The organism is Demequina silvatica, from assembly GCF_000971215.1.
Taxonomy (GTDB): domain Bacteria; phylum Actinomycetota; class Actinomycetes; order Actinomycetales; family Demequinaceae; genus Demequina; species Demequina silvatica.
On the sequence record NZ_BBMA01000011.1, the window covers coordinates 86,817 to 99,862 of the forward strand.

The window sequence follows — 13,046 nt, forward strand, 5'->3', positions numbered from 1 at the left end:
ACAATGGGTCGCTGGCGCGTCCGGCCCTCTACCCGGGCACGCCGATTCGTCTTGCCAGGTTGCCCCGCCGTGATTCCCCGGCGGACGCGATCCGGCTCACACCGAATTCAGAAGGAGACAGCCATGGCTGTGAAGATCCGCCTCAAGCGCTTCGGCAAGAAGCGCGCCCCGTTCTACCGCGTCGTCGTCATGGACTCGCGCACCAAGCGCGACGGCCGTGCGATCGAGGAGATCGGCAAGTACCACCCCACCGAGGAGCCCTCGGTCATCGAGATCGACTCGGACCGCGCGCAGTACTGGCTGTCCGTGGGCGCGCAGCCCTCGGAGCAGGTCACCGCGCTGCTCAAGCTGACCGGCGACTGGGCCACCTTCAAGGGTGAGAAGGGCGTGAGCACCGTCAAGGGTGCCTCCGCCAAGGCCGACGCCGCCGACGCCATCAAGGCGCACGCGGACGCCGCCGAGAAGGCGAAGGCCGACGCCGCCGCCAAGAAGGAGGCCGCGAAGGCTGAGGAGGCCCCGGCCGCCGACGCCGAGGTCGCCGACGAGGCCGTCGAGGCCCCCGCCGAGGAGAACTGACGATGGTCGTCGACGCTCTCGAGTTCCTGGTCCGCAGCATCGTCCGCAACCCGGACGACGTGCGCGTGACCGAGCGCTCCGGGCGTCGCGGCACCACCCTCAACGTGGTGGTGCACCCCGACGACCTCCCCCGGGTCATCGGCCGCCGCGGTCGCACCGCGACGGCGATCCGGACGGTCGTCGAGGCCATCGCGCGTGACGACGTCCGCGTCAACATCGTGGACGTCGCCTAGCCTCAGGCTCAGCGAACGGCAGGCCCCCGCACTCCCTCGGGAGGGCGGGGGCCTGCCGCGTGTCCGGGCCTTGGCACGGGCGTGGGGGCGGCGTGGGGACGATGCGGGGGTTCAGACGCGCGTGCCGCGGAACCAGGCGGAGGCCCGCCGGGTGGACAGCAGCGCGATCACGAGGATCGCCAGGACGATCTCGAAGGCCGCCTGCCACACCACAGCGCCGCCGACCTGCCCGAGCGCGTACGCGGCTGCGGCGATCCGCACCACCATCACGATGATCACGAGCACGCGCGCGCCCTGGGACCCCATCGCGAGGCCCGCGGCGACGGCCGCGGTCAGCGCGCCGACCACCAGCGTGGTGAGGCCGTACCAGAGCAGGTCGCCCGAGTCGATGTCGCCGCCCACGGAGTCGGGGTTGTAGTAGAGCCACAGCATCGCCGCTCCGCCGATGAGGTCGAGGATCGCGACGATCCACGTGAGCGCGGAGACGAGCGTGACGGAGCCGGGCCGGTCGCTGGCCATGAGGGCCTCCTCGGTAGGGGCGCGGGTGCGCTCCCTCTCAGGATGCTCGGAAGTACGCGAAAGCGCGCGGCGTGGCGAGCGCGAGGATGATCAGCGTCGAGCCGATCACCTGCCCGAATGCCTGCCACTTCACCAGCTCGCCCAGCACGGCGAACGAGTAGACGCCGCCCGCGATGCGTCCCGCCATGACCAGCATCACCAGGATGCGGGACAGCTGGGAGCCGGCGGACAGGCCGAGCGCGAGGGCGGCGGTCACCAGCCCGACCGCGAGCAGGATGAACGCGTAGGCGCGCAGCTCGCTCTCGGTGAGCGCGAGGTCGACTCCGGCCATGTTGAGGCTCAGCCACAGCAACGCCGCTCCGGTCACCAGGTCGCCGAGCGCGGCCGCCCACGTGAGGATCACGCCGAACGTCACGCCCGGCGGACGCCCTGCGGTCGCGGCCATCGACCCTCCCCCTGTCGGCAACCTGCCGACGTCGGCTCCACGCTAGCGCGGGCGGGACCCGATCCAGCGGAAAGTACCCTGGTGTCATGAGATTGACCGTCGCCCGCATCGGCCGTGCCCACGGGCTCAAGGGGGAGGTGTCGGTCGAGCTGCGCACCGACATCCCCGAGGACCGCCTGGTCCCTGGCGAGGTGTTCGACACCGAGCCCGCGTCCGCCGGCCCGCTCACCGTCGGGCGCGTGCGCGTCCAGGCGGGGCGCTGGTACGTCCAGTTCGAGGAGCTCCGCTCCCGCGAGGCGGCCGAGGCCGCGCGCGGCGTCGAGCTCACCATCGACGGCGCCGAGTCGGACGAGGACGACGCCTGGTTCGTCCACCAGCTGGTCGGGCTCGCGGCCGTGCGGCCCGACGGGTCCGCGCTGGGCGAGGTGGTGGACCTGGTGACCATGCCCGCGCAGGACCTGCTGGTGGTGAGGCAGCCGGGCGGGCACCGCGCGATGATCCCGTTCGTCGAGGAGTTCGTGCCCGAGGTGGACATCGACGCGGGGCGCGTGGTGCTCACGCCGCCGTACGGGCTGCTCGCCGGCGAGCAGCCCGAGGCGACGGGGGAGACGTCCGCATGAGGATGCGCATCGACGTGGTCACGATCTTCCCGGAGTTCTTCGGGGTGCTCGACGTGTCCCTGCTGGGCAAGGCCCGCGAGGCGGAGCTGGTCGAGACGCACGTCCACGACCTCCGCGACTACGCCGCGTTCAAGGCCGACGGCACGCCCGACGTGCACCGCACGGTCGACGACGCGCCCTTCGGCGGCGGCGCCGGCATGGTGATGAAGCCCGACGTGTGGGGCAAGGCGCTCGACGACGTCCTGAAGCCCACCGGCGTGCTGGTCATCCCCTCGCCGGCCGGCATGCCCTTCACGCAGGCGCTCGCGCAGGAGCTGTCGACCGCGCCGCAGCTGGTGTTCGCGTGTGGACGCTACGAGGGCATCGACGCGCGCGTCGCGCAGCACTACGCGGACGCCGGGTATCGGGTCCTCGAGGTCAGCCTGGGCGACTACGTGCTCAACGGGGGAGAGGTCGCGACCTTCGCGATGATCGAGGCCGTCACGCGGCTCATCCCCGGGTTCATGGGCAACGCCCACTCGATAGTCGAGGAGTCGCACTCCGACGGGCTGCTCGAGTACCCGTCGTACACGCGGCCCGCGTCCTGGCGCGGCCTCGACGTGCCCGACGTGCTGCTCAGCGGCCACCACGCGCGCATCGCGGAGTGGCGGCACGAGCAGCAGCTGTCGCGCACCCGCGAGCGACGCCCCGACCTGCTGCCTCCCGAGGACGCCGGCGCCTGGTGACGCGCCGCGACCACCCGGCCCTCGCATCGTCCGGACACGGTGTGGCAGAATAGATCCTCGGTGCGCGCGGCGCCGGGATCCGCCACAGGGGATCCGGCTCCATCCGCGACGCAGCTGATCAACACCGATCGCCCTCGGGCGGATACCGTGCGTGACCTGTGGCATGTGCGAGGAGAGAGAGTCATGCAGAAGCTTGACAACGTGGTTGCGGACCAGCTCCGTGACGACATCCCGGCGTTCCGCGCCGGCGACACCGTGAAGGTCCACGTCAAGGTCATCGAGGGCAACCGCTCGCGTGTCCAGGTGTTCCAGGGCGTCGTCATCGCGCGTCAGGGCCAGGGTGTGGGCGAGACCTTCACGGTCCGCAAGATCTCGTTCGGCGTGGGTGTCGAGCGCGTGTTCCCGCTGCACGCCCCCACGATCGAGAAGATCGAGCTGGAGCGTCGCGGCGACGTGCGCCGCGCGAAGCTGTACTACCTGCGCGGCCTCCGCGGCAAGGCGGCGCGCATCCGCGAGAAGCGCGAGAACTGACCATCGCGACCGATGCCGACGTGCCGGCGGGCGGGAAACCGTCCGCCGGCCGTCGGGCATGGGGCTGGGCGAAGGAGCTCGTCCTCGTCGTGGTGAGCGCGCTGCTGCTCTCGCTGCTCATCAAGACCTTCTTCTTCCAGTCGTTCTACATCCCCTCGCCCTCGATGGAGCCCACGCTCCTCGAGGGCGACCGCATCCTCGTCACCAAGTGGCGCCCGGACCCGCTGCCCCTGCGCCGCGGCGACGTGGTGGTCTTCAAGGACCCGGCCAACTGGCTCGGGCACTCGGATGAGGAGGAGAGCGGGCTGAGGCTCGTCGTCAAGGACGTCCTCACCTGGACCGGACTGCTCCCCGAGGACGCGGGCGAGCACCTGGTCAAGCGCGTCATCGGCCTGCCCGGCGACGTGGTCGAGTGCACCGACCCCGACGCGGAGGTCATGGTCAACGGCGAGGCGCTCGACGAGGACTTCATCGCCGAGGGCGCACGCCCGTGCGGCACCGAGTTCCGCGTCGAGGTCCCCGAGGGCTACCTCTGGGTCATGGGCGACAACCGCGACGACTCCGCGGACTCCCGCGCCCACATGGGCGACCCCGGCGGCGGCACCGTCCCCGTCGACAACGTGGTGGGCACCACCTTCGCCGTGGTGTGGCCGCTCGACCGCCTCGGCGGCGTCGGCAACCCGTTCGAGGACCAGGCCGCGGCCGCGCAGGAGTGATGTGACGGTCTCGCTCGTTCATGAGGCCGCGCTCTGGGACGCAGGCTTCGCCGCCGTCGCGGGCATCGACGAGGTGGGCCGCGGCGCGCTCGCCGGCCCCGTCTCCGTGGGCGTGTCCGTGGTGACCCGCTGCGACACCTGGCCCGAGGGCCTCACCGACTCCAAGCTGCTGAGCGCCGCGCGCCGCGAGGCGATGATCGAGCCGCTCACGACCTTCGGCATCGCTCGCGCGGTGGGACACGCGTCCTCCGCGGAGATCGACGCGGTCGGGATCGTCGCCGCGCTGCGCCTGGCCGCGCGCCGCGCGCTCGACGCCGTCGACGCGCCCGTGGACGCGGTGCTGCTCGACGGCACCCACGACTGGCTCACCCCGCCCCCCGCGGACCTGTTCTCGCTGGAGGGCCCCGGCGAGGACTGGCAGGCGCCGCCCGTCACCATGGTGGTCAAGGGCGACCGCGCGTGCGCGTCGATCGCAGCCGCGTCCGTGCTCGCGAAGGTCGAGCGCGACGCCCTCATGGCCGCCGCCCATCTCGAGCACCCCGAGTACAGCTGGGACTCCAACAAGGGCTACGGCGCGAACTCCCACCTCGAGGCGCTGCGCGTGCACGGGCCGTCGCCGCTGCACCGGGTGTCCTGGAAGCTGCCCTTCCGCGCCGTGTGACTGCGGGCCCGCCGGGCCGGCGATCCGGCGATCCGGCGCGGCATTCGCGCTCGACCCCCCGTCCGGTCCATCATTGACGGGTGAGCCACGAAGACCTCGAGAACTACGAGACCGAAGCCGAGCTCGCGCTCTACCGCGAGTACCGCGACGTCGTGGGGCTGTTCCAGTACGTCGTGGAGACCGAGCGCCGCTTCTATCTCTGCAACAAGGTGGACCTCCAGGTCAAGGCGTCCGGCGGCGACATCTACTTCGAGGTCACCATGGCCGACGCCTGGGTCTGGGACGTCTACCGCAGTGCACGCCTGGTGAAGAACGTGCGCGTCGTGACGTTCAAGGACGTCAACATCGAGGAGCTCGCCCGCGACGACGACCTCCCCGACGTCCGCCAGCTCCGCGGCCGCTGAGCCGCCCGTACCCCAGCCGGCCCGCGCGCGCGGGCCGGCAGCCACGTCGCGTCCCGACCGCCCGCGCGACGGGACGATGCCCGGGTCGGGTGACCCCGGCATCGTCCGTGCGGCGACGCCTGGCGAGAACTTGCAGATACTGCAAGAATGCGGCCGTGTCCTCCACCGATCCCGCACCCGGCCTGCGCGAGCGCAACCGGGTGCGCCGCATGCGCCGCGTCGAGCGCGCCGCGCTCGAGCTCGCTCTCGACCGCGGCGTCGACCACGTGACCGTGGACATGATCTGCGAGGCGAGCGACATCTCGCCGCGCACCTACTTCAACTACTTCGGCAGCAAGGAGGGCGCTCTGCTCGGCATGGGCAACGCGCCTCACGCGCAGGCGGACGTCGACACGTTCGTCGCCGCACGCGGGCACATCGTCGAGGACCTCCTGCACATGGTCGCGCGCAGCTTCCTCGCCAGCGACCCCGATCGCGAGGTCTACGTCATGCGCAGGCGCCTGTTCGCGAAGGAGCCGGAGCTCCAGGGCCTGCAGCTCGCGCGCATCGCGGGCCGGCGCCAGGCCATGACACGCATCGTCGAGGAGAGGCTTGCCGTGGAGCGTCCCGAGCTGACCGAGGTCGAACGCGGCGACGAGGCCCAGCTGGTGGTCGCGGTCGTCACCGGCGCGTTCCCCATCGCGGGTCGGGTGTGGCTCGAGCTCGAGGATCCCGGGGCGGAGATCGACGCGGCCATCTCCGAGGTGATGGCGCGGGTCCGCCGGATCGCGTCCCCGTAGCCGCCGGTCGGTCGCGCGGCCGGCTCGGCGCGCGCTTCTCGCCCGATCCAGGCACGATGGCAGTCATGACGTCCGATCACGCCACGGCCGCACCGGCCAGCCGCAGGGAGATCCTGCTCGTCATGGTCGGTCTCATGACCGCCATGCTCCTCTCCGCGCTCGACCAGACGATCTTCTCGACGGCGCTGCCGACCATCGTCGGCGAGCTCGACGGCGTCGACCACATGCTGTGGGTCACCACCGCCTACATCCTGGCGGCGACGATCATGATGCCCGTCTACGGGAAGATCGGCGACCTCATCGGCCGCAAGTCGATCTTCATCGGCGCGATCGCGATCTTCATCGCGGGATCGGTCGTCGGCGCGCTCGCCACCGGCATGACCGAGCTGATCGTGGGCCGCGCGATCCAGGGTCTCGGCGGCGGCGGCCTCATGATCCTCGCGCAGGCGATCATCGCGGACATCGTGCCCGCGCGTGAGCGGGCGAAGTACATGGGGCTCATGGGCGCCTCGTTCGCCGTCGCCTCGGTGATCGGGCCGTTGCTGGGCGGCTGGTTCACGGACTCGATCGGGTGGGAATGGTGCCTGTGGATCAACGTGCCGCTGGGCGCCGTCGCGATCCTCTCGGCCATCTTCTTCCTTCACCCGAACCCGCGTGACCGGGGCCGACCCACGCTCGACGTCGCCGGCATGGTGCTGCTCGCGATCGGGGCATCGGCGCTCGTGCTCTTCACGTCGTGGGGTGGCGGCCAGTACGAGTGGTCGGACCCGATCATCATCGGGCTCATCGCGCTCACCGTGGTGGCCGCGGTCGTGTTCGTTCTCGTCGAGCGGCGCGCGGCGGAGCCGGTGATGCCGCTCACGCTGTTCGGCCAGGCGAACTTCAACCTCACCACCGCGGCGGGCCTGCTCACCGGGGTGGCGATGTTCGGCACGCTCGCGTACATGCCGACCTACCTGCAGATGGTCGAGCAGGTCGGCGCGACCGAGGCGGGGCTCCTCATGATCCCGATGATGGGAGCGATGCTGCCCACGTCGATCCTTGTCGGCAACGCGGTGTCGCGCACCGGGCGGTACAAGATCTACCCCATCGTGGGCGCGGCGGTGGTGGCGCTCGGGCTGTTCCTGCTGTCCACGCTGACGCCCGACCAGACCCTGTGGCATGTCTGCCTGTACCTCGCGGTCTTCGGCTTGGGCCTCGGCATGCAGATGCAGACCCTGGTGCTGATCGTGCAGAACACCTTCCCGATCACCATGGTCGGCACGGCGACGGCGGGCAACAACTTCTTCCGCCAGATCGGCGCGTCGCTCGGGGCGGCGGTGGTCGGCTCGATCTTCACGAGCAACCTCATCGCGATGCTCACCGAGCGCATCCCGCCCGACGTCGCCGCGGGCGGGATCGACGGGGCGAACAGCCTCACGCCGGAGCTCGTGGGCACGCTCCCGCAGGAGGCCCAGGACATCATCATCGGGTCCTACAACGACGCCCTGACCCCGGTGTTCCTGTACCTGGTCCCGCTGTCGCTGCTCGCACTGGTGCTGCTGCTGTTCGTGCGGGAGGTGCCGCTGCGTGGCTCGGTGAGCGAGGACGCGGTGCCCGAGTCGTACGAGGTCGACGGCGGGTCGAGCGCCTACCTCGAGCGGCATGCCGACCAGGACGCCGGCGACGGACGGGAGCCGACGCGGGCCTGACGCGTCAGGAGACGATGCGCCGGTCCCGTGGGCGACCGCGTCGCCTGTTGCCGCGCGCCCGGGCGACGTCGTCGCGCGCCCGAGCCACCGCATCGTCCCCATGACCTTCGGCCCTTGCGCGTGCACTTGACGCAAAAATGCAGAGTCTGCAAGAATGCGGACGATGCACCATGCGGCCGCGCGACTCGCGCCGGCGGTGCGCCACTCCCTCGGATGCCCTACGCGCGTCCCGTCCCCCCTGCGGAAGGAACTCATGACCGCCACCCTGGACCGGCCCGCGGCGACCACGCCCGCGACCCGCACCGTCCTGCCCGTGTTCATCGGGCTGATGACCGCGATGCTGTTGTCGTCGCTCAGCCAGACCATCTTCTCGACCGCGCTGCCGACCATCGTGGGCGAGCTCGACGGCGTGGACCACATGCTGTGGGTGACCACGGCGTTCATCCTCGCGTCGACGGTCGTCATCCCCGTGTACGGCAAGCTCGGCGACCTCATCGGCCGCAAGGGGCTCTTCATCGCGGCGATCTCGATCTTCGTCGCCGGCTCGATCGTCGGCGGCCTCGCCGGAACGATGGGCGTGCTGATCGCGGCGCGCGCGATCCAGGGCCTCGGCGCCGGCGGCCTCATGATCCTGTCGCAGGCGATCATCGCGGACATCGTCCCCGCGCGCGAGCGTGGCAAGTACATGGGGATCATGGGCTCGGCGTTCGCCGTGTCGTCGGTCGCGGGACCGCTGCTCGGAGGGTGGTTCACGGAGAGCCTCAGCTGGCGATGGGGCCTGTGGATCAACGTCCCGCTGGGCATCGCGGCGATCGCGATGGCGGCGATCTTCCTCCACCCGGCGCCCGCGGAGCGCGTCAAGCCGCGCCTCGACGTCGCCGGCATGGCGCTGCTGGCGCTCGCGACCTCGGGCATCGTGCTGGTGACCTCGCTCGGCGGACGCACGTACGACTGGGCGTCGCCCCAGATCGTCGGTCTGATCGCCGTCGCGGTGGTCTCCGCCGTCGCGTTCGTGCTCGTCGAGCGCCGCGCCGCCGAGCCCGTGATGCCGCTCCACCTGTTCCGGTCCCGCACGTTCAACCTCACCACGGTCGCCGGCATGTTCATCGGCGTCGGCATGTTCGGCGTGCTGGGCTACATGCCCACCTACCTCCAGATGGTCGCGTCCGTCAGCGCCACCGAGGCGGGCCTGCTGCTCGCTCCGATGATGATGGTGATGCTCGTGGCGTCGACCGCGACCGGCTTCATCGTGTCGAGGACCGGCCGCTACAAGTGGTATCCGGTGATCGGCGCGGCCGTGCTCAGCGCGTCGCTCTACCTGCTGTCGACGCTGACCTCGGACACCGCCGTGTGGGTGACGTGCGCGTACCTCGGCGTGCTCGGTCTGGGTCTGGGCATGTCGATGCAGACCATCGTGCTGATGGTGCAGAACGCGTTCCCGTTGACCATGGTCGGCACCGCGACCGCAGGCAACAACTACTTCCGTCAGGTGGGGGCGTCGCTCGGCACCGCGATCGTGGGCTCGATCTTCACCACGCACCTGATCAGCCTCCTCGCCGAGCGGATGCCGGCGGAGGCGCTCGCCGCCGGGGGCGGCACGAACTCGCTGTCGCCCGCGGTCATCGCGGAGCTGCCGCCGCAGATCCACGACATCGTGGTGAGCGCGTACAACGACGCGCTCACACCCGCGTTCCTGCTGATGGCGCCGCTCGCCGCGGTCGGCGTGATCCTGCTCGCGTTCGTGAAGGAGGTGCCGCTGCGCACCACCGTCGCGCGGGATGCGGTCGCGGAGTCGCTCGAGATCGACGGCGAGACCCGTGACTACCTCGAGCCCCGGCGTGATGCGGGCGCAGAGGACACGGCGCGCGCCTGACGGCACGCATCGCGACTTCAGGGGCGGGGAGGACAGATCCTCCCCGCCCTTCGTCGTCCCCGGGGACGATGCGCACAGGACCTCCGTACCTGGCCTCCCTCCACAGATCCCGGCCCGGCAGGGGCGGCCGACCCGCGCATCGTCCACCGTGGATCGCGGAGGTGGGCGATGGCGGTCAAGGACGAGGTGGGCCGGTACGGCGAGGAGCTGGTCGCGCGGCGGCTGGTCGCGGACGGCTGGGAGGTGCTGGCGCGGAACTGGCGGTGCGCGCACGGCGAGGTCGACATCGTGGCGCGCGACGGCGACGAGGTGGTGTTCGTCGAGGTGAAGACGCGCCGGTCCGACGCGTTCGGGGGCGCGCTCGCGGCCGTGACCGTGCGCAAGGTGCGCCGGCTGCGGCTGCTCGCGGGGGAGTGGCTCGCGGAGCAGTCGCGCGGGTGGGCGGGGGCGCGCATCGACGTGGTGGCGGTGACGCTGCCGCGTGCGGGAGCGGCGGTGCTCGAGCACGTGAGGGGGATCGGGTGATCGGGCGGTGCCGGTCCGTGGTCCTCACGGGCCTCGCCGGGCACGTGATCGACGTCGAGGCGCACGTGGCGCAGGGGCTGCCCGCGTTCACCATCGTGGGGCTGCCCGACGCGTCGCTCGCGGAGGCGAAGGACCGGGTGCGCGCCGCCGTCGCCTCGTCCGGCGTGGAGTGGCCGCGCCGGCGCATCACGGTGAACCTGTCGCCCGCGTCGCTGCCCAAGTCGGGTCCGGCCACCGATCTAGCCATCGCGATCGCGGTGCTGGCGGCGGCGCGGACCGTCGAGCCGGGCCGCGTGCGCGAGGCGGTGTTCCTGGGCGAGCTGGGGCTCGACGGCCGGGTGCGGCCCGTGCGGGGAGTGCTGCCCGCGGTCGCCGCCGCGGTCGAGGCGGGCAGCACCGAGGTGGTGGTGCCGGCGGGGAACGCCGCGGAGGCGCGGCTGGTCAAGGGCGCCCGCATCGACGGCGCGATCGCGCTGGCGACGGTGCTGCAGCGGCTGGGCGCGGACGCGCGTCCCACCTCGCTCCAGCCCGTGCGGGCGCCGCTCACGCGGGTCACGCGCGGCGATCCGCCCGACCTCGCCGACGTGCGCGGGCAGGCGGCCGCCCGGGTGGCGGTCGAGGTGGCCGCGGCGGGCGGGCATCACCTGCTCATGGTCGGCCCGCCAGGGGCGGGGAAGACCATGCTCGCGGAGCGGCTGCCGGGGATCCTGCCCGACCTCGAGGACCGGGAGGCCGTGCGGGTCACGGCGGTCCACTCGCTCGCGGGCACGTTCGACGCATCCGAGGGCCTCATCAGGCGGCCGCCCTTCGAGGCGCCGCACCACACCGCGTCCTCCGCCGCGATCGTCGGAGGCGGCTCGGGGATCGCTCGGCCCGGCGCGGTGTCGCTCGCGCACGCGGGGGTCCTGCTGCTCGACGAGGCGCCGGAGTTCCCCACGCGCGTGCTCGACACCCTCCGCCAGCCGCTCGAGCGCGGGGAGATCGTGCTCCATCGCGCGCACGGCGCGGCCCGCTACCCGGCGCGCTTCCAGCTCATCCTCGCCGCCAACCCATGCCCGTGCGGGAGGTTCGCCGGGTCGGGGGAGGCGTGCTCCTGCACGTCGATCGCGCGGCGACGGTACCTCGGCAGGCTGTCCGGGCCGCTGCTGGACCGCATCGACATCCGCGTGCACGTGGGGGCGGCAGCGCGGTCGGACCGCCCCGGGGAGCCGAGCGCTACCGTCGCCGCGCGGGTCGCGCAGGCGCGCGCCGCGGCGCGGGAGCGGCTCGCGCCCCATGGATGGTCCGTCTCCTCGGAGGCCTCCGGGGCGTGGCTGCGCGCCGTCACGTCGCGATCCGCGTGCGCCGGGCTCTGGGCGGCGGTGGACAGGGGAGCGCTGTCCGCGCGCGGCTTCGACCGCGCGCTACGCCTCGCGTGGACCCTCGCCGACCTCGAGGGCGTCACCTCTCCGAACGCCGGGCACGTCGCCGAGGCGCTCGCTCTCCGCCAGGGGTTCGAGGCATGACATCCGACGCCGCGCTCGTGTGGAGCGCCATCGCGGAGCCCGACGACGCCCAGGCACGGTGGCTGGTCGCGCTGCTCGGCCACGAGGAGGCGCTCGCGTGGGTGCAGGCCGCGGCGGAGGACGCCGTGAGCGCCACCGTCGCGCTGGCCGCAGTCCCGAGCGACGTCGACCGCGTCATCGCGGCGCTGGGCCGGTGGACACCCCGGCTCGCCGCCGCGACCCCCGAGCGCCTGCGCGAGCTCGCCGCACGCACGGGCGCGCGGATCCTCACCGCCGAGGACCCTGGTTGGCCCGCCGCCATGGACGACCTCGCCGGCGACGCCCCGCACGCGCTCTGGGTGAGGGGCGAGGCGGACCTCGACGCCGCGTGGCGGCGGTCTGTCGCGGTGGTGGGCGCACGGGCCGCGACGGCCTACGGCGAGCATGTGGCCGCGGAGATCGCCGCCGTCGCCGCGGACCGGGGGGTCACGGTGATCAGCGGCGGCGCGTACGGCATCGACGTGGCCGCCCATCGGGGCGCGCTCGCGGCCGGCGGCACCACGCTCGCGGTGCTCGCCGGCGGCGTCGACCGGCTCTACCCGGCGGGCAACGCCGCGCTGCTCGAGCGCGTGATCGCGACGGGCGCGGTGATCAGTGAGCAGCCGCCGGGCTTCGCGCCGCACCGCCAGCGCTTCCTCAGCCGCAACCGCCTGATCGCGGCCGCGCGGGCGACCATCGTGGTGGAGGCCGCGCACCGCTCGGGGGCGCTCAGCACCGCACGGCATGCGGGCGCGATGGTCCGGACCGTGGGTGCGGTCCCCGGGCCGGTGACGTCCGCCTCGTCCGCCGGGTGCCTGAGGCTCATCAAGAGCCACGAGGCGGAGATCGTGGTCTCTCCCGTGGACGCGCTCGACCTCGCGGTGCCCATCGGCGAGGAGGTCGAGGAGGAGGTGCCCGCGGCCGGCGGGCCCGAGTTCGCCTCGCGCGCCGAGCGTCAGGCGTACGGCGCGATCCCGCGACGTGGCGCGCCCGTGCCCGTGCTCGCGATCGCCGCGGGACTCACCGACAAGGAGGCGAAGGAGGCGCTCGCCGGGTTGGCGGGCCGTGGGCTCGTCCGCGCCGTGCGCGGGGTGTGGACCAGGACCGCGGAGGCCGGAGCGGCCTGATCAATCGGACATTCCCGTACATACCTGGCGTGATGCAAGTGGGTGATGTGACAAATGTGACTGAAGGTATTGATTTGACGTGTGAGACGGTGCCATGG

Annotated in this window: 16 protein-coding genes; 14 read left to right on the forward strand and 2 right to left on the reverse strand. The window is 72.4% G+C overall.

The features are described from left to right. The first annotated feature begins 123 nt into the window (after window positions 1–123). Together rpsP and AOM05_RS12885 are read left to right on the forward strand one after the other, a co-directional pair. A complete protein-coding gene (gene rpsP, locus AOM05_RS12880; protein WP_062522884.1) occupies window positions 124–576 on the forward strand; it encodes a 30S ribosomal protein S16 in 453 nt (150 codons plus the stop codon). 2 nt (window positions 577–578) lie between these two features. Then, complete coding sequence (locus tag AOM05_RS12885) at window positions 579–809, forward strand: KH domain-containing protein (protein WP_062287270.1); 231 nt, start codon at window positions 579–581, stop codon at window positions 807–809. Window positions 810–920: 111 nt separating this feature from the next. Here the strand turns inward: AOM05_RS12885 and AOM05_RS12890 are convergent, their stop codons facing one another. Both AOM05_RS12890 and AOM05_RS12895 read right to left on the reverse strand, forming a co-directional pair. Next, entirely contained in the window at window positions 921–1,328 is a 408-nt protein-coding gene (locus AOM05_RS12890; RefSeq protein WP_062522886.1) for a hypothetical protein, read from the reverse strand. Window positions 1,329–1,365: 37 nt separating this feature from the next. Further along, the gene (locus AOM05_RS12895) at window positions 1,366–1,773 is read right to left on the reverse strand and encodes a hypothetical protein (RefSeq protein ID WP_062522888.1); all 408 of its coding nucleotides are present in this window, start codon (window positions 1,771–1,773) and stop codon (window positions 1,366–1,368) included. Window positions 1,774–1,859: 86 nt separating this feature from the next. On the opposite strand from AOM05_RS12895, the gene rimM reads away from it, so the two are divergent. The 12 genes from rimM to dprA all read left to right on the forward strand — a co-directional run bounded on the left by rimM (window position 1,860) and on the right by dprA (window position 12,948). Beyond that, window positions 1,860–2,393: a ribosome maturation factor RimM gene (gene rimM, locus AOM05_RS12900; RefSeq protein ID WP_062522890.1), complete on the forward strand. Its 534-nt coding sequence runs from the start codon at window positions 1,860–1,862 to the stop codon at window positions 2,391–2,393. A 2-nt stretch (window positions 2,394–2,395) separates the two neighbouring features. Next, entirely contained in the window at window positions 2,396–3,118 is a 723-nt protein-coding gene (gene trmD / locus AOM05_RS12905) for a tRNA (guanosine(37)-N1)-methyltransferase TrmD (protein ID WP_062522892.1), read from the forward strand. A 183-nt stretch (window positions 3,119–3,301) separates the two neighbouring features. Beyond that, window positions 3,302–3,649 (forward strand): 50S ribosomal protein L19, encoded by a 348-nt coding sequence (gene rplS / locus AOM05_RS12910; protein WP_062522894.1) that lies wholly within the window; start codon window positions 3,302–3,304, stop codon window positions 3,647–3,649. Window positions 3,650–3,738: 89 nt separating this feature from the next. Further along, window positions 3,739–4,365: a signal peptidase I gene (gene lepB, locus AOM05_RS12915; RefSeq protein WP_169746761.1), complete on the forward strand. Its 627-nt coding sequence runs from the start codon at window positions 3,739–3,741 to the stop codon at window positions 4,363–4,365. A 1-nt stretch (window position 4,366) separates the two neighbouring features. Beyond that, on the forward strand, window positions 4,367–5,026 hold the full coding sequence (rnhB, locus tag AOM05_RS12920) for a ribonuclease HII (RefSeq protein WP_082097529.1): 660 nt from the start codon (window positions 4,367–4,369) through the stop codon (window positions 5,024–5,026). Between the two features lie 80 nt (window positions 5,027–5,106). Beyond that, window positions 5,107–5,430, forward strand: coding sequence for a DUF2469 domain-containing protein (locus AOM05_RS12925; RefSeq protein ID WP_062522898.1), 324 nt, complete (start codon window positions 5,107–5,109; stop codon window positions 5,428–5,430). A gap of 155 nt (window positions 5,431–5,585) precedes the next feature. Beyond that, window positions 5,586–6,209: a TetR/AcrR family transcriptional regulator gene (locus AOM05_RS12930; RefSeq protein ID WP_062522900.1), complete on the forward strand. Its 624-nt coding sequence runs from the start codon at window positions 5,586–5,588 to the stop codon at window positions 6,207–6,209. 65 nt (window positions 6,210–6,274) lie between these two features. Then, window positions 6,275–7,900 carry an MDR family MFS transporter gene (locus tag AOM05_RS12935; protein ID WP_082097530.1) on the forward strand — a complete coding sequence of 542 codons (1,626 nt, stop codon included), beginning with the start codon at window positions 6,275–6,277 and terminating at the stop codon, window positions 7,898–7,900. A 253-nt stretch (window positions 7,901–8,153) separates the two neighbouring features. Next, entirely contained in the window at window positions 8,154–9,773 is a 1,620-nt protein-coding gene (locus tag AOM05_RS12940; RefSeq protein WP_082097531.1) for an MDR family MFS transporter, read from the forward strand. Window positions 9,774–9,941: 168 nt separating this feature from the next. After that, a complete protein-coding gene (locus AOM05_RS12945) occupies window positions 9,942–10,298 on the forward strand; it encodes a YraN family protein (protein ID WP_062522902.1) in 357 nt (118 codons plus the stop codon). Then, window positions 10,295–11,803 (forward strand): YifB family Mg chelatase-like AAA ATPase, encoded by a 1,509-nt coding sequence (locus AOM05_RS12950; protein ID WP_062522904.1) that lies wholly within the window; start codon window positions 10,295–10,297, stop codon window positions 11,801–11,803. Before AOM05_RS12945 ends, AOM05_RS12950 begins: the two co-directional genes overlap by 4 nt. Beyond that, window positions 11,800–12,948, forward strand: coding sequence for a DNA-processing protein DprA (dprA, locus tag AOM05_RS12955; RefSeq protein ID WP_062522906.1), 1,149 nt, complete (start codon window positions 11,800–11,802; stop codon window positions 12,946–12,948). The genes AOM05_RS12950 and dprA overlap by 4 nt, the downstream gene beginning before the upstream one ends. Window positions 12,949–13,046 lie beyond the last annotated feature (98 nt).